Origin of the sequence: Amycolatopsis cihanbeyliensis (assembly GCF_006715045.1) — a bacterium.
GTDB lineage: Bacteria > Actinomycetota > Actinomycetes > Mycobacteriales > Pseudonocardiaceae > Amycolatopsis > Amycolatopsis cihanbeyliensis.
This window is the reverse complement of record NZ_VFML01000001.1, coordinates 1,502,874-1,525,236: the sequence shown is the minus strand read 5'-3', so window position 1 is coordinate 1,525,236 and position 22,363 is coordinate 1,502,874. Positions and strand designations below refer to the sequence as shown.

Annotated in this window: 18 protein-coding genes and 2 pseudogenes; 18 read left to right on the top strand and 2 right to left on the bottom strand. The window is 64.3% G+C overall.

All coding sequences use genetic code 11. The annotated features are described in order from the left end of the window. The first annotated feature begins 78 nt into the window (after nt 1–78). The 4 genes from FB471_RS06620 (at nt 79) to FB471_RS06610 (ending at nt 4,148) form a co-directional block, all read left to right on the top strand. Entirely contained in the window at nt 79–984 is a 906-nt protein-coding gene (locus FB471_RS06620; RefSeq protein WP_141996468.1) for an aminoglycoside phosphotransferase family protein, read from the top strand. Nucleotides 985–1,343: 359 nt separating this feature from the next. Further along, nucleotides 1,344–2,270: a transposase gene (locus FB471_RS35850; RefSeq protein ID WP_425457035.1), complete on the top strand. Its 927-nt coding sequence runs from the start codon at nt 1,344–1,346 to the stop codon at nt 2,268–2,270. A gap of 395 nt (nt 2,271–2,665) precedes the next feature. Continuing rightward, entirely contained in the window at nt 2,666–3,028 is a 363-nt protein-coding gene (locus FB471_RS35845; protein ID WP_211357964.1) for a transposase, read from the top strand. Between the two features lie 253 nt (nt 3,029–3,281). After that, the gene (locus FB471_RS06610) at nt 3,282–4,148 is read left to right on the top strand and encodes an IS5 family transposase (protein ID WP_211357963.1); all 867 of its coding nucleotides are present in this window, start codon (nt 3,282–3,284) and stop codon (nt 4,146–4,148) included. Here FB471_RS06610 and FB471_RS06605 read toward each other — a convergent pair. Further along, nucleotides 4,093–4,554 (bottom strand): annotated as a pseudogene (locus tag FB471_RS06605) (transposase); the annotation flags it as partial. The gene FB471_RS06610 and the pseudogene FB471_RS06605 overlap by 56 nt on opposite strands. A gap of 163 nt (nt 4,555–4,717) precedes the next feature. On the opposite strand from FB471_RS06605, the gene FB471_RS06600 reads away from it, so the two are divergent. From FB471_RS06600 to FB471_RS06590, 3 genes are read left to right on the top strand one after another with little or no spacing between them, the layout of a single operon-like run. Continuing rightward, a complete protein-coding gene (locus FB471_RS06600; RefSeq protein ID WP_141996467.1) occupies nt 4,718–5,929 on the top strand; it encodes a tyrosine-type recombinase/integrase in 1,212 nt (403 codons plus the stop codon). After that, complete coding sequence (locus tag FB471_RS06595; RefSeq protein WP_141996466.1) at nt 5,926–6,858, top strand: tyrosine-type recombinase/integrase; 933 nt, start codon at nt 5,926–5,928, stop codon at nt 6,856–6,858. Before FB471_RS06600 ends, FB471_RS06595 begins: the two co-directional genes overlap by 4 nt. Then, nucleotides 6,855–7,844 (top strand): tyrosine-type recombinase/integrase, encoded by a 990-nt coding sequence (locus FB471_RS06590; protein ID WP_141996465.1) that lies wholly within the window; start codon nt 6,855–6,857, stop codon nt 7,842–7,844. The genes FB471_RS06595 and FB471_RS06590 overlap by 4 nt, the downstream gene beginning before the upstream one ends. An 81-nt stretch (nt 7,845–7,925) precedes the next feature. Here the strand turns inward: FB471_RS06590 and FB471_RS06585 are convergent. Beyond that, nucleotides 7,926–8,756, bottom strand: a pseudogene (locus FB471_RS06585) (IS256 family transposase); the annotation flags it as partial. Between the two features lie 823 nt (nt 8,757–9,579). Here FB471_RS06585 and FB471_RS06580 point away from each other — a divergent pair. The 11 genes from FB471_RS06580 to FB471_RS06530 all read left to right on the top strand — a co-directional run bounded on the left by FB471_RS06580 (nt 9,580) and on the right by FB471_RS06530 (nt 22,272). Next, nucleotides 9,580–10,653 (top strand): glycine amidinotransferase, encoded by a 1,074-nt coding sequence (locus FB471_RS06580; protein ID WP_141996464.1) that lies wholly within the window; start codon nt 9,580–9,582, stop codon nt 10,651–10,653. A 183-nt stretch (nt 10,654–10,836) separates the two neighbouring features. After that, complete coding sequence (locus tag FB471_RS06575) at nt 10,837–12,072, top strand: PLP-dependent aminotransferase family protein (protein ID WP_141996463.1); 1,236 nt, start codon at nt 10,837–10,839, stop codon at nt 12,070–12,072. Next, a complete protein-coding gene (locus tag FB471_RS06570) occupies nt 12,069–13,292 on the top strand; it encodes a glycosyltransferase family protein (protein ID WP_141996462.1) in 1,224 nt (407 codons plus the stop codon). Before FB471_RS06575 ends, FB471_RS06570 begins: the two co-directional genes overlap by 4 nt. After that, complete coding sequence (locus FB471_RS06565) at nt 13,292–14,416, top strand: PLP-dependent transferase (protein ID WP_141996461.1); 1,125 nt, start codon at nt 13,292–13,294, stop codon at nt 14,414–14,416. Before FB471_RS06570 ends, FB471_RS06565 begins: the two co-directional genes overlap by 1 nt. Beyond that, entirely contained in the window at nt 14,413–15,390 is a 978-nt protein-coding gene (locus tag FB471_RS06560; protein ID WP_141996460.1) for an NAD-dependent epimerase/dehydratase family protein, read from the top strand. Before FB471_RS06565 ends, FB471_RS06560 begins: the two co-directional genes overlap by 4 nt. A gap of 8 nt (nt 15,391–15,398) precedes the next feature. Next, nucleotides 15,399–16,781: an NDP-hexose 2,3-dehydratase family protein gene (locus FB471_RS06555; protein WP_170220731.1), complete on the top strand. Its 1,383-nt coding sequence runs from the start codon at nt 15,399–15,401 to the stop codon at nt 16,779–16,781. Between the two features lie 33 nt (nt 16,782–16,814). Next, nucleotides 16,815–17,789 (top strand): clavaminate synthase Cs1, encoded by a 975-nt coding sequence (gene cs1 / locus FB471_RS06550; RefSeq protein WP_141996458.1) that lies wholly within the window; start codon nt 16,815–16,817, stop codon nt 17,787–17,789. Nucleotides 17,790–17,799: 10 nt separating this feature from the next. Further along, the gene (locus FB471_RS06545) at nt 17,800–18,756 is read left to right on the top strand and encodes a Gfo/Idh/MocA family protein (RefSeq protein ID WP_170220730.1); all 957 of its coding nucleotides are present in this window, start codon (nt 17,800–17,802) and stop codon (nt 18,754–18,756) included. A 74-nt stretch (nt 18,757–18,830) separates the two neighbouring features. Continuing rightward, entirely contained in the window at nt 18,831–19,658 is an 828-nt protein-coding gene (locus FB471_RS06540; RefSeq protein WP_342779411.1) for a TauD/TfdA family dioxygenase, read from the top strand. A gap of 600 nt (nt 19,659–20,258) precedes the next feature. After that, nucleotides 20,259–21,869, top strand: coding sequence for a thiamine pyrophosphate-binding protein (locus FB471_RS06535; protein WP_141996455.1), 1,611 nt, complete (start codon nt 20,259–20,261; stop codon nt 21,867–21,869). Between the two features lie 94 nt (nt 21,870–21,963). Then, nucleotides 21,964–22,272 (top strand): acyl carrier protein, encoded by a 309-nt coding sequence (locus FB471_RS06530; RefSeq protein ID WP_141996454.1) that lies wholly within the window; start codon nt 21,964–21,966, stop codon nt 22,270–22,272. Nucleotides 22,273–22,363 lie beyond the last annotated feature (91 nt).

Below are 22,363 nucleotides of genomic sequence, written 5' to 3'. Positions count from 1 at the left end.
CTACCAGGAGTCCCTTCTCACCTCCGCAGTGGCCCAGCCGACAAGATCAGTTCAAGAACAGGCTCTTAGACTTGCCCGATGATGCATACTCCAGATGAGATCACTACAGATTTGGTGGTGACGCTGCTTCGCGAACAGCATCCGGACTTGGCCGATCTGCCGGTGACGTTCGGTGCGAGCGGCTGGGACAACCAGATGTGGCGGCTCGGCGACGACCTCGCAGTGCGCCTGCCATGGGCTACCGACGACGCGAGCGAGCTCTTGCTCAAGGAGTACACACTGGTCCCGGAAGTGGCGTCAGGTCTGCCGCTGCAGACGCCCTTGCCGCAGCGCCTAGGCCAGCCCTCCGAGACCTTCCCGCAACCCTGGATTGTCACGACGTGGGTCTCGGGAGAGCCTGCCGACCGAGCCCCAGCGACGCGTGGCGACGAGGCGGCTGACACCTTGGCGTCCTTCCTCACCGCCCTACACCGCCCGGCACCCGCCGATGCGCCAGCTGGGCGACATCGACGGGGCGGTCCCCTGGCTGACAACGCTGTTGGCTTTGCCTACGCGCTGGAGCAGGCCGTCGATCGCGGGTTGGTCCCCGAGCCGGACGCCGTCCGCAGGGTGTGGAGGGACGCACTGGCTGCTCCAGAATGGACCGGACCGGCGGTGTGGCTTCACGGCGACCTGCACCCGGCCAACGTCCTCACCGTCGACGGCACTTTCTGCGGCGTCATCGACTTCGGCGATATGTGCGCCGGGGACCCAGCCTGTGACCTTGCCGGCGGCTGGCTTCTTCTGCCCGACGCAGCGATGGATCGCTTCCATCGGGCCTATGGCTCGGCCGACGCGGCCACCTTGCAGCGTGCCATGGGTTGGGCACTCATCAAGGCGCTGGCTTGCCTGGTCATCGGCGACAACGGCGACAAGGGGTTGCCGGGTGGGAAGCCCACGTGGGGGCCGCCGGCGCAGGCGGCCTTGAGGCGGCTCGCCGCATAGCCCCTGCTGAGACGCGGGTGGCTCCTGTGCCGCGGTGCATGGGATCGAAGAGGCCTCAGGATCTCGCGCCTCGCTGCAACTCCAGGTGACGGGACCAGTTGGCCTGAGGTGGCGGTGTTCGTCCTCGTATGGTGCTCAAGTACATCGCCGGGCTGACAAGCGTGCGCGCCGTCTACCTTCCCGTGCTTACGTACACTGCCACGCCTAAAATCACGAAGTCCGACTAGGCATGTCCTGCAAGTCTAAGCCTGACTCTGTCGGGAATCTTGGGGCGGTCGGTGTGGTCGTGGAGGGTGACCGGTGGGTAACAATGAGGCTTTCGGGGTTAGTGAAGTCGTAACGCTGTCCGAGGTGGTCAGATGTCCTTACCGGTTGGTACGCGGTCCGTGGTGGAGGTCCCGGAGCTCACCGCGCGGGTGGCTCGGGCCAGTAACCCCGGTGGTACGACGGCGATGTGGGTACGTGATCGTCTAGGCGGTCTGTGGGGGGACGAGGACTTCGCCGACTGCTACTCGCGCGACGGGCGTCCTGGGCTCTCGCCCGCCCAATCGGCCACGGTGAGCGTGTCGCAGTTCCTGTTGGGCTTGTCCGACCGCGACGCCGCCGAGGCCGTACGTTGTCGTATCGACTTCAAGTACGCGCTCGGCCTGGAGTCGGACGACCCCGGCTTTCACCACAGCGTGCTCGGCGACTTCCGCGACCGTCTGCTGCGGGCCGGCCGGGCGGACCGCCTCCTGGATGTCGCCTTGGCCCGGTTGAAGGAGGCCGGACTGGTCCGCAAGCGCACCACCCAGCGCGCTGACTCCACTCACGTCCTGGCCGCTGTGCGCGACCTGACCCGCCTGGAGTTGGTCACCGAGGCCGTTGCGCGCGGCCCTGGAGGAACTCGCCCGCACCGTCGACCACGCGCTCGACGGCCTGGTCGACGAGCACTGGGGCCGCCGCTACGGCCGACCGGTGCGTTTGGGCAAGAACCCAACTCGGCCCAAGACCAGGATCAACACCACCGGGGCGGACGCCCGTCACCTGCTCGAACCTCTGAGCCGTCATCACCCCGGCCTGCTGGACGGGCCCCGGGTGCAGACCCTGCGGCAGGTGCTGGTGCAGAACTATCACTGGGATGCCATGGGCCGCCTGCGGTGGCGCGACGCCGAGTGCAGCGGCCTGCCGCCCTCGGCGAGGCGGATCGTCTCGCCCTACGATTCGGCGACCCGCTACGCACGTCGGGGGGAGGTCACCCGCTGGCAGGGGTTCCTCGCGCACGTGACCGAGACCTGCTCCGGTGACAGGCCCAACGTGATCACGGACGTGACCACCATGCCGGCCACCAGCTCGGACGCCGAGGTGCTGCCCGACGTCCATACCAGACTGGAACATCGGGGCTTACGGCCGGACCGGCACCTGGTGGACGGCGGCTACACCTCCCTGGTCCACGTGGAGCGGGCCGAACGCGAACACCGGATCACCGTCGTCGGGCCACTGCCGGGCAACCCCACTCACCAGCACCGCCGGGCGAGGGCTTCGCCCGCGACGACTTCCACATCGACTTCGACCGCCAACAGGTCACCTGCCCGCAGGGCCAGGGCTGGCACTGCCCCTACCCCACATCCTCGCCGACCTCGGCCGCTGATCGTGGCCCGTTTCACCAGGAGCCAGTGCCAACCCTGCCCGGTCCGGGCCAGTGCACCACCTCCCGCGACTCCGCGCGCAACGTGGGCTTCCCCCGAGAGAGCTGCTCGAACTACAGCTGCACAGCGGCGCCGAACGGCAGGAACCAGCCTGGCACAAGCACTACGCCGTCCGCTCCGGCATCGAGGGCACCCTCTGCGAATTCGTCCACGGCCACGACATGCGCCGCTGCCGCTACCGAGGACAAGCCAAAACCCACCTGCAACACGTACTCACCGCCATCGCCGTCAACATCGAACGCCTCAGCAGGCAGCCTCCCGGCGACCCTGCGGCCCCACGACCACCAACAGCCTTCCAGGACTACCTCGACCAGCAGAACATCCCACGCCAACGCTCCTGGCGAGCCGTCAGCTAACAGCAACCACCGAGATCCCCGACAGAGTCAAGCCCAGAGCCTGTTCTTGAACTGATCTTGGTCGGCTGGGGTCGCTGCGGAGGTGAGAAGGGACTCCTGGTAGATCGGGTGGTGTCTAGTCAACCGTCCTACCGAGGAGTCCCGGGTGCCATCGTGCCCGAGTTCGTCGGTCCCCTTCGCGCGGGGTCGACAGTGCTGTCTGTTGGCCACCACGCACCGCCCTTCGCTCAGGTCACGGCGTTATCCGTCGGACATGACCGACGCTCAGTGGGCTACGATCGAACCATTGTTGCCGAAGCCGGGTTGGCTGGGCGGCAGGGGTGGTCGCCGTGCGAAGCACTGTCGGCGCGAGATCGTCGACGCGATCCTGTACGTGGTCGACAACGGCATCACATGGCGGGCTCTACCGGCTGATTTCCCGCCATGGTCCACGGTGTACAAGCACTTCGCCGCGTGGGAACACCACGATGCGACCCAACATCTACTCGATGCGCTACGCGACCGGGCCCGGCTGACCGAAGGCCGCCGGGCCGCGCCAAACGCCAGGATGATCGACTCGGCCTCGGTCAAAGCCGCCGACACCGTCGCATCCGGCAGCCGCGGGTTCGACGCGGGCAAGAAGATCAACGGCCGCAAACGGCACATCGCCGTAGACACCGTCGGCCTGTTGATCTGTGTGCTGGTCACCAGCGCCGACGTCCAGGACCACACCGCCGCCCGGAACCTCCTGGCCAGGCCGCGCTACCTCTGCCCCAGCGTGCGGCACCTGTGGGCCGATTCCGGCTACACCGGCACCCTGATCGACTGGGCGAGAACCCTGTTCGGCATCAGCATCGAGATCGTCGCCAAACTCGCAGGTCAAATCGGATTCGTCGAGCTTCACCGCAGATGGGTCGTGGAACGCAGCCTGGCCTGGATCAACCAGCACCGACGCTGCGTCCGCGACTACGAACGCCTCCCCGAACACCACGAAGCCATCGTCCGCTGGGCCATGATCCACACCATCAGCAAACGCCTCACCCGAGTTGGGTCTGTAACGGAATCGGTGGGTTCGGCGTTGCTGGTTAGTACTTCTGTGCGCTCGGCCAGCGGTCACCGAACGTGGTCGCGAACGCGTTGAGCGCCGGCTTCCACCGCATCGTCCACCTCGCCTGGCCCTTGCCGGTCGGGTCGAGCGAGCGGGTGACCAGGTACAGACACTTCAGCGCGGCTTGCTCGGTCGGGAAGTGACCTCGTGCCCGCACGGCCCTACGATACCGCGCGTTCAGCGACTCGATCGCGTTGGTGGAGCACAACACACGCCTAATTTCCGGGTCATAGTCCAGAAACGGTGTGAACTCCTCCCACGCGTTGCGCCACAGTCTGATCATCGCCGAATACTGTTTACCCCACTTCTCCTCCAACTCGTCCAACGCCACCTCCGCAGCCGTCACGGTCGCGGCCGCGTAGATCGGCTTGAGATCCTTCTTCAGCGCGTCCCAATCACGCTTCGATGCGATCCGGAACGAATTCCTGATCAGATGGACCTTATGCCGATATCGGCATAAGGTCCATTATCCCGACTCCGGGGTTATTCCGATATCCGGTCGGGAGCGGTTGCCGTGGGTGGTGCCCGCGCTGGCGATGTCGGCATAATCCTGGCTCGTTGAGCGACGCTGGACCTTTCCATCGTATGGAGAGGAGAGCGTCATGGTGCACGTGCTGCACTCGGAAGTTGTGGGGCCGCTGGAGCCGTATGCCGACGGGTTCGCCCGGGAGTTGGTGAGGCGGGGATACGCGGTCAACGCTGCTGCACATCAGCTTGGGTTGGTCGCGCACCTGAGTCGCTGGATGATGTCGCAGCGGCTGGAAGCCGTGGATCTGACGCCGGAGGCGCTGGGGCAATACGTCGAGGTCCGCCGGAGGACGGGGCATCGCAACCTGCGTACGGTGAAGGCGCTGACGCCGCTGCTGGAATACCTGCGGGGCCTCGGATCAGTGCCCGTGATGGAGTCACCGACACCGCAGACGGCGGCTGCACGATTGCTGCAGCAGTATCGCGACTACTTGATCGAGGACCGTGACCTGCGGCCGAAGGTAGTGGTCGGCTATGTCGAGTCGGTGCGCCCGTTCATCGAGGCGCACGTGCGGGCCGGGGCCGGGGAACTCAGCGTGCTGAGGGCGGCAGATGTCACCGCGTTCATGGTTGCCTCCTCGCGGTGGTTGGCGCCCAAGACGGTGCAGCGGCAGGCGAGTGCGCTGCGCTCGTTGCTGCGATATTGGCATGTGCAGGGGTTGCTAGCCACCTCGCTGGTGGAAGCCGTTCCCAAGATCGCCACTGGCTATCCGGCAGTACCGCGAGCGTTGCCACCAGCGCAGGTGAATGAATTGCTGGCCTCGTGCGACCGCGATTGCGTCACTGGGCGTCGGGATTTCGCGATGCTGATACTGCTGTCGCGGCTGGGACTGCGCAGCGGTGAGGTCGCTGGGCTGGGACTGGACGACGTTGATTGGCAGTGCGGGGAAATCACTGTGACCGGCAAGGGACCCCGCAGCGACCGGCTACCGTTACCGGACGACGTGGGCCAGGCACTTGTGGACTATTTGTGCCACGGCAGACCGGCGGGTGCCTTGGACCGCAGCGTGTTCATCCGAATCAAGGCTCCGCACCACGGGCTCACGGCTGGTGGGGTGACCCAGGCAGTCGCCGCTGCCGCACATCGGGCCGGCGTGGGAACCGTGTATGCGCATCGGTTGCGGCACAGCGCGGCCACCTCGATGCTCGCCGCGGGTGCCTCGCTGGCCGAGATCGGCCAGGTTCTTCGACACCGCGGGTCGGTGACCACGGCGGCGTATGCGACCGTCGATGTTGCTGCGCTACGCACCCTGGCCCGGCCCTGGCCCACCGGGGGTGTGTCATGACCGGGCTGCACCAGGCGCTGGCCGAGTATCTGGCGCTGCGGCGCTCACTGGGTTACAAGCTCGAACGCGACGGCAAACTCCTCGCCCAGTTCCTCGACTGGCTCGACGAGCAGGACAAGCACACCATCACGCTGGCCGACACGCTGGACTGGGTACACCTGCCGGCAGAACCGAGCACGAGTTGGCTACGGATGCGGATGCAGGCGGTGCGCGGTTTCGCGACCTACCTGCACACCCTTGATCCGGCTGTCGAGGTCCCGCCGTCCGGGCTGGTGCCAGGACCGGTTCCTCGCGCGGTTCCTTACCTGTATTCCGATGCCGACATCGTAGCCCTGCTTGCCCAAGCCGAACAGCTGTCGAGTCCGCTGCGTCGGGCGACGATGCGCACCCTGATCGGACTGCTCGCGGTGACCGGGATGCGCCTGGGCGAGGTCCTCGCGCTCGACGACACCGACTTCGACCCGACAGCCGGGCTGCTGCTGATCCGGCATGCCAAGTTCGACAAGTCCCGGCAGATTCCCCTACACACCAGCACCACGACCGCGTTGCTGGCCTATCGCCGCACCCGTGACCAGATCATTGGCCGTCCAGTCAGTGATGCGCTGCTGGTCTCCACCGCCGGCACTCGGCTGCTGAACTACAACGTCGGACAGACCTTCGCCAAACTCATCCGCCGGGCCGGACTGGCTGGCCAGTCGCAAGCTCGCCAGCCGCGGCCGCATGATTTACGGCATAGCTTCGCGATCCGCACACTGCTGCGGTGGTATCGCGATGGGGGTGACGTTGCCGCCCGGCTGCCGCTGCTATCGACCTATCTCGGCCACGTCGCACCGGCGAACACCTACTGGTATTTGCACGCCGCTCCCGAACTGCTCGCCGAGGCTGCCCACCGACTCGAGGACGCTGCGGATGGTGGTGAGCCTCGATGAGTGCGATCGCTTCCACCGTGCAGACGTTTTTCACCGAGTATCTGATGCGCCAGCGGCAAGCCAGCCCGCACACCATCGCAGCCTACCGTGACCTGGTGCGGATGCTGCTGTTCTTCGCCGCCGAGCGCACTGGAATCGCGTGCCACCAGCTGCAGTTCACCGATGTCGATGCGGGGCTGGTCACCGCGTTCCTCGATGACTTGGAACACGGTCGCGGCAACAGCGTGCGCACCCGCAACGCGCGCCTGGCGGGGATCCACTCGCTTTTTGGCTACGCCGCCACGCACCATCCCGAGCATGCCGAGGACATTCAGCGAGTGCTGGCGATCCCTGCCAAGCGAGCCGAGCACACCATCATCACCTACCTCACCGAAGCCGAGTCCGAGGCACTGCTCGCCGCGCCGAATCGCAACACTCGCACCGGCAGACGAGACCACGCGTTGCTGCAGCTTGCAATCCAAACAGGACTACGAGCATCCGAACTGACCTCCCTGACCCGCCGCGACATCCACCTCGGCACCGGGGCACACATCCGCTGCCGCGGCAAGGGACGCAAACACCGCATCACCCCGCTCACCCACGGAACCGTCACGGTGATGCGGACCTGGATCCGCGAACGCACCGGCGACGAGGATGATCCGCTGTTTCCCACCAACCGCGGCAGCTCGATGAGCCCCGACGCACTCGCCCAGCGGGTCCGCATCCACGCCAGCACCGCAGCACGGTCCTGCCGATCGCTGGCCAGCAAGAACGTCACACCACACGTGCTGCGCCACACCGCAGCCATGCGGCTGCTGCACGCCGGAGTCGACACCACCGTCATCGCGCTCTGGCTCGGACACGTCGACGTGACCACCACCCAGATCTATCTCGAAGCCGACCTCGTACTCAAACAGCGAGCGCTCGACCGAACCACGCCACCGAAAGCGACGCCCGGCCGCTACCGCCCACCCGACCAGCTCATCGCCTTCCTCGAAGCCCTCTGATTATGCCGACATCGCCAGCGCGGGCACCACCCACGGCAACCGCTCCCGACCGGATATCGGAATAACCCCGGAGTCGGGATAATGGATCACGCAGGTCTGCACCCTGGCCTGCGGCCACACATCGGTCACCACCTCCGGCAGGCCCTTCAACCCGTCACAGACCACGAAGAACACGTCCTTCATGCCACGGTTCTTCAAGTCCTGCAACACCTGCAGCCAGAACTTCGCACCCTCGCCACCCGGGCCCGCCCAGATCCCGAGCACATCCTTGCGCCCCTCGAGCGTTACTCCGATCGCCACGTAAAACGCGCGATTGGAGACCTGACCATCCCGCACCTTCACCACCACGGCATCAATGAACACGGCCGCGTAACACTCATCGAGCGGGCGGGACTGCCATTCGGCCATCTCCGACACCACCGTGTCGGTAATCCGCGACACCGTCTCCTTCGACACCGACGCACCATAGATCTCGTCGAAATGCGCGGAAATCTCGCCGGTGGTCAACCCTTTCGCATACAACGACAACACAATCTCATCCACACTGCCCAACCTGCGCTGCCGCTTCTTCACCACCACCGGCCCGAAGCTGCCCTCACGATCCCGCGGCACCCGCACCTCAACCTCGCCCGCGGCATCCGAGACCACGGTCTTGGCACGGGAGCCGTTGCGCACGTTCGTGCCCTCACGGCCGGCCTGGTCAGCATGCTTGGCATACCCGAGGTGCTCGGTCATCTCCGCTTCCAGCGCGGACTCCAGCACCGTCTTCGTCAGCTGCCCCAACAACCCGTCCGGGCCGGTCAAGGCCAGACCCTGCTCCTGCGCCTGCTTGACCATCTCCGCAGCCAGTCGCTGCTGCGTATCCACCTCGGCCTCGCCTACGGCCGCCTTCTTCGATGCCCCAGTCGCCATGGCATCTACAGCCATCACACTCCGTGCCCAACCCACCGGACCTCAGTCCGGCGTGTCGGGCCGAACCCACCGATCTTGAAACAGTCCCTGTGCGGCGGCCTTTGCCGCCAGCGACGGAGGAGTTCGATGCGGAGTTTTTTTGGGATGAGGCGCTTGCACGGCTTGACGACGCTATTGAGCAATAGTATTCGCTGTCAGCTTCGTGACGTCGGCTTGTCGGGCTGTGCAACTGCTGCCGCTGCCGCAGTTGCACAGCCCGAGAGTCCGTCAAGTATGCCGGATCGGACGGTAGGTATCGCGTACCAGCAAGGCACCAAGCCGCCGGAACAGCGGCTCCGTGGTGACCGCGATATTGGTCGTGAATGAGATGACCAGCTGCTTGTCGAGGTCGCCCGGTGCGAGCGAGGTAACGAATCCCGTGTGACCGGCAATCCGCGGTCCAGGCGGGCGCTGAGCAGTGCGCGATCCGCGCACAAGCTGCGGTCCCAGCTAAGCCGCAAATCGTCGAAATACCCGTCTGCTATACTCACTCGGCATGGAGTGAAGGGGTGTTCGACCGCGTGTTCCAGGATCACTCGCCGACCGCGCCAGGTGCCGCCCAGGACGGCGTACTTCGTCGAGGTCGACGGATCCTCGTTGACCGCCGTTCGGATCATGAATAAGGTCGGTTCGCTGGTCGAGCGCGAAGTCGAGATCGCGGCTTTGTTCGAATATCTCACACCTCGGACGCTGGCCGTAGCCTTGGCCGGTGCCCGGCGTTGAACGCGGAATCCGTCCGCTGTTACGTCCAGGCAATTACATTCCGGTCGGGAGGCCAACTGCCATGACGAACCGTGTCGTCAACTCGCACGACGAGTGGAGTCACCTTGAAGAGGTGATCGTCGGCACCCCATACCATCTAGACTACCACGACGATTCGTCCTTCAGGATGTTTTTCCACGACAACCTCAAGGACATCGACAGCCGCGGGGTGTTCTACCGCCGCAAGCCCGACAACCGCTTTCGAGACGAGTGCATTGAGGACGCCGAAGGCCTGGTAAACTTGCTGCAAAAAGAGGGAGTCACGGTACGTAGGCCACAAGGGCTCGACGTGGTCCCGCAGGTGGCGACCCCGAACTGGAGGGCGCCAATGGGGCATGCGTTGATGAGCAGAGATAACTTCATCATTGTCGGCGACGAAATTATTGAGACGTCGCCACTCCTGCGGTCGCGGTACTTCGAGTCCGAACTCTACAAGGAGCTCTTTACCGAGTATTTCGAGCGAGGTTCAAAGTGGACGGTCGCGCCGCGATCTCGACTGCTCGATCGCAACTTCGACTACAGCTATGTCCTGAGTGAAGGTTACACTGGTCCGGTACCGGATGATCCCTTCTATGAGATCATGTTCGACGGTGCGCAGATTATGCGTCTCGGTACCGACCTTGTATTCAACGTCTCGACCGAGAACCACCGAATGGGCAGCCGTTGGTTGACGAGGCATCTCGGCCCGGAATACAAAGTTCACGAGGTATGCGTGGGGGACAACCACATCGACGGCAAGATCCTTCCCCTCCGTCCCGGCACCTTGCTCGTCAAGGAAGGAGTTGATCTCAATTCGTTGCCGGAGAAGCTGCAGAGATGGAAGATCATCCGGTACGAGTGGTTCGACAAGCCGGTCGAGTCGGAGCAGGACGGCGTTCCGTTTCTTGCCTCACAATCGATCGGGATCAATGTCCTCTCTCTCGACGAGGAACGCGTTGTGGTCCAGGACATCCAACTGCCACTCATGAGAAGCCTCGAGAAGGCTGGATTCACTCCGATTCCATGTCAATGGAGGCACGGGCGAAGCTTGGGTGGTGGGTTCCACTGCATGACCCTCGACATCCGGCGTCGAAGCGAAGCCGTTTCGTACCTGTAGCCACGTTGGGTTGCCGTCGGCGCACCCGGTGATCTCGATGAATTTCGGATTTCGAGGAGACCTTAGTGGTAACAAGGACGCGACCGCGATCGTGGAGTGGTTTGGGATGAACATTGCCCGCGGTGCGTGTCAGGGCAGCCACGATCCGAACGAAGTGAGCGAGCATACTTATGGAATCGACGGATGATCGACACCGACAATATTCATGCCTTGGTCAACGTGATACGTGCTGGGCAGAAGCAGGCAGAGATCGCTGTCAACCTGGTGCCGAGTGAGAACAGGTTGTCGCCGTTGGCGATGCTGCCGCTCGATACCGACTACTACAACCGGTACTTCTTCAACCAGACGTTCGATCCAGGGTTCTGGCAATTCCGGGGTGGGCAGGATGTTGCCCAGGTCGAAATCGAAGCCATGACCAGCCTGAGCCAGCTCGCTCGCGCGCCCCACGTTAACGCGCGACCTATCTCCGGGATGTCCGCAATGATGATGGCGATGGCCGGGCTTGGCGGGAAGCCCGGGGGAACGGTCGTTTCCGTCGACGTCGCATCGGGTGGCCACTACGCCACTGCAGACATGGCGCGCCGGCTCGGGTTCGAGGCGCTGACCGTTCCCGCGGAACGAGGTCGGGTCGACGAGCAGCGGCTCGGGCAGGTCTTGCACGAGCACGAGCCTGAGCTCGTATACCTAGACCTGCAGAACAGCCGACACGAGCTCGACGTCCGGCAGGTCGCGGATCTTATCGGAGCGAATTCGCCTCGGACACTGCTTCACGTGGACTGCAGTCACACGATGGGACTTGTCCTCGGAGGTGCGCTGCGCAACCCGCTCGACGAGGGTGCAGATACTTCAGGCGGGTCGACTCACAAGAGCTTCCCCGGGCCACACAAAGGCTTTCTGTTCACGCGGTCGCCTCAGCTGCACGAGCGGCTGATCGAGGCGCAAATGACGATGCTCAGCAGCCATCACTTCGCCGAAACGCTCGCACTCGGGATAGCGGCCTTCGAGTTCTGCCACTTCGGGCACACTTACGCCGAGCAGGTCGTCCGCAATGCGCGGCTCCTCAGCGAACTGCTGTTTGCCGACGGCTTTCAGGTGACGGTGGACGAGGATGGCCACGGCACCGACACCCACCAGGTCTGGGTGAAGATCGGGGACGCCGAGGAGACTGACCGTCTCTCGAAGGCTCTGTATGACCACAGGATCCGGGTAAATGTGCAGGTTGACCTTCCGGGTGTACCGGGCCCCGTGTTCCGTCTGGGCGTCGGCGAGCTGACCTTCCTCGGAGCACGCGAGTCCGCCGTGCAGGCATTGGCCGAGGAGTTCGGCAATGCGCGGGCCGGTGTCCGGCGGGACGGTCGAGGCAGCCGACGAGTTCGTGAACAGTGCGGCGAGCCGTTCTACTTCACGGAGGCTTGGTGACTGATTGTGCGCATCGCCATGACTGCAGACCCATCGTTGTCGTCGACGCGGGGTCCTACTCCCTGTCCGAGACGTCGATCGCCGGCGTTGGGCTGCGTCTAGCGGAGATGGCCCGGACACTCAGCCGACGTTACACAGTCCGCGTCATCGCCCCGCCATGCGCGGACCCCATCGACCTCGACGCCGCGGAGCTGGTCACCCCGGGTAAGAAGGCGGAAAAGACGATCGCATCGTCCGACGCTGTAATGTTCTTCGACACCCCAAACCGGCACCGGATCGAGCTCGCCGTCGCCCACCGAACGCGAATCATCGGCGAGTGTAGAGCCCCCATCGAACACATGAGCTACCCGTCGGTGCTCGCCTGTTCCGACCCGACCGGCGAGCATCAGCGGTTCCTCGGCCCGCATCGGCGCTTGCTGGAAGTGTCACACCACTTCATCTGCCGTTCCCAGGTCGAGCGGGCGGCGTTGATCTCGACGTTGTGCTCGATCGGACGAATCACACCCGAAGACATCACGAGGTCCTCCACACTGGACCACCTGGTTAGCACCGTCCCCGTCGGGTTCGGCCAACGGGGCCTGGAGGTGGCGGATGCCGTCGGGCGGACTCACCTGGCCGACTTCCTGTGGACGGGTGGCATCTGGACCTTTTTCGAACCCTTCATGCTCGTTGAGGCCATGGGGGTTCTCCGCGACCGTGGCGTCAACGCCACAGCGGCATTTCTGCACGCGGCTCCGACGGAAGACACCCGTCCTGCGATCAACGAGATCACGAAGGCCATCGAAAACTTGTCCCTGGGCCAGTATGTTCATCTGCATACGAAACCGCTGACCCAGTCCGAGCGGGACCAATACGTGAAAGCTGCTCATGCCTACGTCTGTATCGCGCGGCCGGGTGTCGAAAATGAGACCGGTACGCGACTTCGGCTGCGCGACACGTGGCTGCATGGCGTGCCCACGATCATCGATCCGTGGGGAGTTTCGAGCGAGATCGTTGCCCGCGAGAACTTGGGGATCGTCCTGCACGATCCCAGTCCTGAGACGTTGGCAGGTGCGCTGCAGGGGGTGAAGGACGGCTCGGTTGACCGACCGGGCCGGCGCATGGAACGGCTCTACGAGAACAGCATGGCTCCGTTCTTCAAGTGGTTGGACGCGAGCTGCGCGACGAGTGATCGGGACCTTCGTCGAAGGCCAACGAACGAGCAAAGGGAAACCAAGTGATGAAGTACCAGGAGTTGGGCGTCGTACCGATTGTCAGCGCGCAGGCCAACTCAACCCCGCTGGGTGGCTGCACGTTAAGCGAAGGCGTCATCGCGGCGATGGGGAACGCGGCGCGGCGTCACGTCGACTTGGACCAGTTCTGGCGCGCTGCGGGCGACTTCCTCTCCAAAGCGACCGGCAGTGACGACGCGTGCCCGGTCACGGGTGCTGCGGCAGGCATGGCGATCGCGGTCGCCGCCTGCGTTGCCGGTGTGGACCCCCTGCGCGTCCGCAAATTACCTGACCCCGGAGACCACCCTAACGAGATTGTGCTCCAGAAGGGGCACTCTATTAGCTACGGGGGTGCGGCCATCACCCAGATGATCGCGCTGGGCGGCGGCCGCGCGGTCGAGGTAGGGGCCGTCAACTCGACGTCGGTGAGTCACGTCGCGAGCGCGCTGAGCCCGAAGACGGCCGCACTGGTGTACGTCACCTCGCGTACCCACGCGATACACCGAAAGGGAGTCTCCCTGGAGGAGATGGTTGCCCGCGGCCGCGAGCGCAGTGTTCCCGTGATTGTGGACGCCGCTGGCGAGTCTGACCTGCAGCGCTGGTTGGCCAGCGGGGCCGACCTTGTCATCTACAGCGGGCCCAAAATGCTCGGTGGGCCCACGTCGGGGTTTGTCTGCGGCCGTGCCGACTTAGTCGCGGCCTGCCGAGCACAGTACGACGGTATCGCCCGGCCGATGAAAGTGGGCAAGGAGAACCTGTTGGGGCTGCTTCAGGCCGTCCGGGAGTACGTGGCCATCCCAGAAGAGCAACGTGCCGCAGCGCAGCAGGTGCGGATGAGTAAGCTCGCTGCCCGGCTGGACCAGTTTCCGGGTCTGTCCGCCCGCGTCGTCAAGGACGACACGGGGCGGGGGATATACCGAGTCCTACTGGATATTGACCCCGAGCTCACTGGGTGGAGCGCAGCTGGTCTCGACCGCGAGTTGCGGGCGGGCACCCCGTCCATTTACCTGCGCGACTTCAAGCTCCACTTGGGTCAGCTCGAGGTCGACCCTCGCGCGCTCAGCGCCGATGGCGAGGAGGTGGTCGTCCGACGGCTCAAAGAGGTGCTGACGAATGCAGGGGCGGCGCGATGACTCGACTCGCCGTGATCGGTGCCGGGTTCCTAGGCCACGCTCTCGCCCTGGGAGCCGCGAGCCGCGGCTGGAGCGCCGATGTTGTGGGCCGTTCCGACCCATTCGGCACCGGCTGCGCCGATCCGGGTCCCGGTGAATTGCGGCTGCTTTGGGGCGACGGCGTCGAGCGACTACCGGAGGTTCTCGACCGGAACGTGGACTCTGTCGTCGTCGCCGCGGGTGGACATTTCCCGGTTCCCTCGGCTGCGGCACCGGCCGCCGACGCGATCGGGACGCTCTCGCTGGTTATCGGTTTGTGCGAGGTGGTCCGCTCGCTAAGCCCTGACACGAAGGTCGTACTCCTGTCGTCCGCGGGGGCGGTGTACTCACCCAGCGACGAGCTAAGGTCAGAGTCGGACCCCAGTGAGCCGACATCGCCTTACGGGATGTCGCGACGCATAGGCGAAGAGTATCTGGAGTACTACCGCCGCGTGCACGGCCTATCCACACATTCGCTGCGCTGTGCCAACATCTACGGTCGCCTCTTGCCGCAATCGCGAGGGCAGGGCGTCGTGTCAGCCGCATTCCGGAGCGCCCTCACGGGGACGCCGTTTACGCTCTACGGCGACGGGCAACAGGCCCGGGATTTCATCCACCTTGACGACTTCGTGACGGCGACGCTCGACCTCCTCGGGTTGAACCGGGACATCCCACGGACGCTCAACGTTGGGACCGGCGCGGCGCACTCCATCACCGCCGTCCTCGAGGCGGTGAGTGCTGCCATCGGGTCCCCGATTGCGACCACTCCGGGGCCGAGCGGAAGCACCGACACCGGCCGACTGGCCCTCGATACGTCGCTGCTCAGGGAGTTCGTCGACTTCGAACCGCTAGACCTCGCCACGGGGATCCGTCGGATGGCTCGCAGCGTCACAGACGGTCGCTCTTTGTCGGACTTGAAACATGCTGTCAATTCCCACCAGCCAGTCTCTAAGTGAGCCGTGTCGTGTTTGAACCGGAACTTTCCCGTGCCTTCCTGGCGTCGTCGCTGACCTCTGACACGGCGGAGACGCCGGATCCTGACGGCTTTTTGAAGGAGCGCTCGGAGTCCGCCACTTACTGCGTCGAGGAGGTGCCTCTGGACGCCCTGCCCGGTTGGCGGTCCGACGAGGCGATCTGGCACGAATCCAGCCGCTTCTTCACGGTGGAAGGGGTATCGGTCCGGACGAACTTCGGACCGACTCCCAAATGGAGCCAGCCGATCATCGTGCAGTCCGAGATCGGAATCCTCGGCATCCTCGTCAGACGTATCAGCGGCGTCTACCACTTCTTAATGCAGGCGAAGATGGAACCCGGGAACAGCGACCTGGTGCAGTTCGCTGCGACCGTCCAGGCAACTCCAAGCAACTACCAGCGCGTGCACGGCGGTCGATCCACCCCGTACCTCGACTACTTTCTCGAGCATGCCAGGCGACGTTTAGTGTTCGACCAGCTCCTGTCAGAACATGGCGCTTGGTACCTGCACAAGCGGAACCGCAACATGATCGTCGAGGTGCCGGAGGACGAACACCTCCTGGTCGCCGAGGACTTCACCTGGCTGACCCTTGGGCAGCTGCGGCACCAGCTCCAGCGCGGAGGTCGCGTGAACATGAATGCGCGCACAGTGTTGTCAGGCATCTCGTACGCCATGGCGGATGGTCTCGCTGCCGATGACAAGTTCCGAGATTCGTTTCACAGGCAGGTCGTCGAGTCGCACACGAGAGGGGGAGGGGATGCCGAGGTATCGGCGGCGATCACCTGGTTTGTCGACCAAAAGGCGAAGTACATGTTAGACGTTCGGCGCATCCCGCTTGACGCCATGGACAATTGGGTGCGCGGCACGGACAGCATCCGGCACCGCGACGACCGGCATTTCCGCATCGTCGGGATGTCGGTGACGGCGACTAGCCGGGAGGTCAACACCTGGTCCCAGCCGATGCTCGAGCCGACTCCCGGGAATATCGTTGCCCTCCTGTGTCAACGACGCTCAGGAATTCTCCACGTCCTCGTCCAGGCGATGGCCCAGCCAGGCCTCACCGATCGCCTGGAGCTCGCCGCAACGGTCCATCTGAGTCCGGGAAACTACACTAGATCGGGAGACCATCCGCCGCTCGCGGAGTACGTCAACGCGCCGGAGTCCTGGGTCCGCGTAAATGCTGCCCAGTCCGAGGACGGTGGGCGGTTCCTCCATGCGGACACCACTCATCTCGTCGTTGATGTCCCGGAGGATCATGTCGTCGAGGCGCCGGACAACTACAGATGGATGACGCTGGGCCTGCTCAGCCGTCTGATCAGGTCCGGCTACTACGTCAGCATCGAGGCTCGTAGCCTCATCGCCTGCCTGCTCTGATCCGCGCTATCGCCGAAGGAGAATTGTCCCCGCATGACCCCAGACACCATCGATTGTTCTCCGCACCGATCCGAACTCCTGACTCTCGCCGCGGCCCTACCTGACCCTCCCCGTACCGCCCTCGACGCGTTCTTCGAGGGCGGTACGCTGCTGGCGCAGCAGTTGCCCCTGCCACTGCGTGACGGTCTGGCGCAGTTCAACGCTAACGGCAACATCGGCGGCTACCTGCTCCTCGGAGGTCTCCCGGTCGAACCCGACGACGAGCTGCCGCCTACGCCGTCCTCCGGCACAGCACCCGAGGATCGACCGCTGCTCAACATGGAGGCGATGCTCTGCATCGTCGGCGGGGCGCTGGGTCTCCTCACAGCCTACGATCAGGGGTACGGCAACCGTCGCTCCATCACTGTCCTCCACGAACTCTTCCCGACAACCGAACCGCACCCGTTGTCGGGGGCAACCTCGAAGACCCAACTCGAGTTCCACACGGACCTATCCCACCACGCCCGGCAGCCGAACTACATCCTGCTGTCGGCCTCACGCGGCGACCACGAAGGCAAGGCTGCGACGCTCGTCAGCTCCATCCGTAAGGCACTGCCGCTGCTTGACCCCAGTGTGAGGGACCACCTGTTCGAACGGGTGTTCACACGTCAGTTCGACGCCGAGAATCCCAACGCCGTCGCGTACGTCAGGCCGCTTTACGGCGACAGGGACGACCCGTACGTTAGCTACAACCGGTCACTCATGACTACCAAGACCGCGAAGGACGTCGCAGCCCTCGACGCACTGTCGGCGGCACTTGAAGACGTCACGGAGCCGGTCGTCCTGAGGCGCGGTGACTTGCTGATCATCGACAACTTCCGCGTCGTCCACGGGCGCGCACCATTTTTCGCACGCTGGGACGGCAAGGACCGCTGGTTACATCGTGCTTACGTCCGCACCTACCGGAATGGACAGCTGTCGGGCGGAGAGCGGCCGGGTGAGATCGTCCCTTTCATCCCACGTCGCTGACCCGCAGGCTATGGACCTTTTACTCATCGGCCTGTCGCGGTTCGCCCAGAGGCGAGTACTGCCGGCCGCCGCATCCATCCACGACATCAACAAGGTTGACATCGTCAGCTCCTGCGCCGACCCCGTAGTTCTGGGACGCGTGCCGAAGCTCGGCACGGTGTATGACGACTGGAACCAGGCGCTGGCAGCCGCGGGTCCCAGCCTCGTGTACGTCTCATTGGTCAATAGCCTCCACGCCACCGTTGTCCATCGTGCCCTCCAGCACGGCCATCACGTGGTGGTCGACAAGCCGGGCCTGCCGGACCAACACACCGCAGAGCACCTCGTGTCGCTGGCCCGAGAATCCTCCCTCGTCCTCGCCGAGGCCACCTGCTACTCTTTCCACCCGCTGTTCTCGGCGGTCGAGTCCATCCTCGCCGACCTCGACGCGGAGATCACCAATGCTCTGGCGGTATTCACCCCTCCGGTTCCACCCGACGACTGGCGGTGGGACCGCGCCAGAGATGGTGGCGCGATTGCGGACACCGGTCCCTACGCAGTGTCGTTAGGCCGGGCGCTGTGGGGCTTAGCGCCCGAGTGCATCGACGTGGTCGTGAACTCTCGCACTGCTGACAAGCTCGAGACGTCCTTCAGTATGCTCGCGGGCTATCCGGGTGGCCGGGCGGTGGTCGGTCAGTTCGGCTTCACGGCTGTCTACCAGAACAGAGTTCGCCTCATGGGGAAGGGATTCACGATCGACGTCGAGCGTCCCTTCTCCGCGCCGCCGGACATGGCCGTTAACCTCCACGTCCGGACCGGTGACCAGGTGTTCGTGCACACCGTGGAGCCCGCCGACAGCATGCAGCTGTTCCTGTCCGCTGTCGTCGCAGCGGTGAAGCGCGGCACATCGGACTTCAGCCGGCCCCTGCTCTGCGATGCCCGGGCGCTCGCCCGGCTTAGGAGAGGGGCCTCCTTGAGCGCGCCGTAGCCAAACCCGCGAATTGGGACCGCGCTTTGAGCATCACAGAACACACGTAGATCAACTCATGGAAGGGCGATGACGTGCGGCAGTTGCGAGCAGATTTCACGGATCCACGGTGTGCACAGCCAGTCGACTTCGTGGGGCGCGACGCCGCAGACCGCCTTGTGTGGAGCCTTGAGCAGTACGGTTTCGTCGTGGCGGCCCTCGCCGAGGCCGGACCTCCCGAAGCTCAAATTACGGCTCTGTCTGCGGTGTTGGGTCTCGGCGATCCCTACATCCCCGCTCTCTACCGCTATGCCGAGATGAAGGAATATTCCGCTTCGTACAGCAATATCCGGAGCAATCCACAGGACCATCACCCGGGCTTCAGCACGACGGCCAGCCAGGGCTGGCACGTCGACGGTCTGCTCGACAAGATCGGCGAAATCAAGACCACAATTCTCTACTGCGTCCGCGCCGCCCAGCAGGGTGGAGAGACGCTCCTGTTCAATTCGGTAGCCGCCTTCGCAGAGCTCCGCGAGGAGGATCCGGCCGCGGCGACGGCGCTCCTGTCTCCCGACGCCCTGAAGCGCCGATCTACCATCCCGGCCATGGACATGACCTCCACCGGGCCGGCATTCTCGGTCGACCCTGACGGCAACTACATTACTCGTTACACCGACAACGACACGTGTACCTGGAACTTCTCGGCCGACCCGGTAGGCGCACTGCGAGCGGCACTTGACTTCCTCCGCGCCGCGTCCGAGGATCCGCGGTACCAACGGTCTGTCCGGCTCAGTCCCGGTCAGGCTCTGATCTTCCGTAACGACCGCATGTCCCATGGTCGGCGGTCCTACAAGGACACGCCGGGCGCCCGCCGCCACCTCATCAGAGCGCTCTATGTTAATGCCCCGGTTTCTCCAAGCTGACTCGTGCATCGGCCACCCAGTCGCGGATTCACTGCTGCTGTGGCCGGCAGGGCACTGGACAGCAGGCGTCATTACCGTGATCCGGTTAGCGGAGCGGATGATCCCGTCGGCTACTGCCCTGGTGATCTGTGAGATCGTCGGGCGACTGGCGGAGCTGAGTGGAACTGGAAAGATTCCGGCCCATCCTATGGCCGCTTGCAACGTTCGGGATCCTCCTCCTCGTGAGTCATGCCGCGCAGGCGATCATTGACCCCTAGTTTATCGCACGCAACAATGCATCGACGGGGCTCACCGCGCGGCGGTTGCCGCCGTCGACCCCCAGGTCGTACACGACTGCGATCACCACCGTATGCCTCACGCTGATCAAACCGCCAAGAGGTCCCACACCGGATTAGGAATCAATCATTTAGCCTTACGAGGCACCCCTAATTCGCGAGCCTTTCGTGACCCCTCGGCAAATGGTCTAATTCGAGCATGGCGCCGCTACGAGGCCGCAGCGGATGAACGTTACAAGTACCGTTCCCAGACAAGGATGATGACATTGTCGAGAACGCCGCACCGTCACGGTATCGCGGCCTATGTTGCCCCGGAGGCTGCCGCATGAACCTCCTCCACGCCGTCGCCAGACTGTTGCGACAATCCGGGACCCAGGACATGTTCGGGGTACTCGGCTCAGGCAACCTCGCCTTCGTCAACCTCGCCATCGACCAGTATGGAATGCGCTACCACGCCCTTCGTCACGAGTCGGCTGCGGTCGCCGCCGCGGACGCCTTCGCGCGAGTGACCGGACAAGTCGGAGTCGCCACCGTCACCCACGGTCCCGGGTTAACCCACGCCAGCAGCGCGATTGTCGAGGCGGCGAAGTCGGCGGTGCCACTGCTGGTCGTGACAAGCTCAGTAAGCCGCCGCGCTCCACATCAGAACCAGGCACTGGACCAGGCCAGTGTGGTGCGCGCCCTCGGCGCGGCCGCCTTTCTGGTTGCAGAGACCGAGGACGCCCGTCAGACGGTCCTGCATGCGCTGAGGCATGCTCGGTCGCAAGGTCTAACCGTCCTGATGCTCCCGGAGGACCTTCACGACGAACAAGTCAAAGCTGTAAACAGCGTGTCCGCCGAAATCGAAGTCGCCGCCGCGGAGGAGGTGGCGAGTCCGGCCGATCTTGGCCGGGCCGCTCGACTCCTGATGGACGCCGCACGGCCTGTCGTCGTCGCCGGGCGTGGGGCCATGCGGGCTGTGACGATCGCACACCTGCGGGACATCGGCCGGTACGTCGGGGCTCTGCTATTCACGACGCTCCCGGCCAAGGACCGGTTCGCCGACGACGACTACGATGCGGGAATATGTGGGGTCTTCGGCACGGCCTCATTGGTGGACTTGGCCGAGGACGCCGATGTCGTCCTCGTCGTCGGAAGTTCGTTGTCCTCGTGGACGACCCGGCAGGGACGACTGTTCTCCGGCAGTGCAATCATCCGCTGCGACAGCAACGCAGCGACCGCTGGACGCGGAGAGGCCGTCTTCCTCGGCGGGGATGCGGCCTCGGTGATTTCCGAACTCTCATCGCTCGTTCAACCGACGGGCAGAGCGGGATATCGGGGCGAGGGCAGCGCCGCCACACTCCGTTCTGCGAGGGCCGATGTGCACCACGACGAGTCTGACGGCACCGGGCTCGATCCCCGGACCCTCGTTCAGGAGTTGGGGAGACGGTTACCACGGCAACGCAGCATCGTCGTCGACGGAGGCCACTTTTCCGGCTGGCCCGCGATGCTGGTGCGCACACCCCCTCCTGGTCTGTTCGTCTACGCCCACGGCTACCAGTGCGTCGGCCTGGCACTGGGGAACGTTGTCGGTGTAGCGATCGGGGCTCCGTCCAACCTCCCGATCGCCTTCATCGGTGACGGCGGGTTGCTCATGAGTCTGGGCGAACTCCATGCGATCGGTGACCTGGACATGCCCGTGCTCGTCGTGGTCCTGAACGACGGGGCCTATGGTGCCGAATATCACCAAGCGGAACCCGGTCACGCCGGGCCCACGATGCTGCGTCGCGAAAATCTCGCCACGGTCGCGAAAGCTCTGGGAGGAACTGGAATCTCCGTCAGGCAGATGAGCGACTTGGACAAGCTGTCCCAGTGGTTCGACGCACCGCAGGGTTTGTGCCTGGTCGATTGCCACGTCACGCGTGCGGTCAGGGCCGCCTGGCTCCAGGGCCGCTGAGAATCGTCCCGGAATCACATTTATCATAACAAGACGCAGAAAGACAGCCAGTGTACTGTGACAACCCCGTCGCACACCATGAAGGAGGCTATTCGTGGGTCATGAGACAGACGACGCTGTCGTTGCAGCCTTGGTAGAAATCGTGTCGTGCGTCATGGGCATTCCAACGGACAAGGTCAGGACCGACGCGAGTTTCCAGAACAGCTTGAACATCGACTCGATCGGGATGTTGGAGGTGGTTCTCGGAATCGAGTCCCGCCTTCAGGTGAGCATCCCAGATGCGGAGATCCGACGGTTCGCCGACGGAAGTATTGAGGACGCCGCGACCTGGATCCGTAACGAACTCCGTCTGCAAGGTTCCGGTAGCCGCGAGGCTCCGCGATCCGACGGCCGGGGCCGCTGACTCCCTGGGGTCGGGAACAGAAAGGACCGCAGAGCCGGCTACGCAGAACAGGCGCGGAGCGCAGGTCGTGGTGGGCGAAACAAGGCACTCG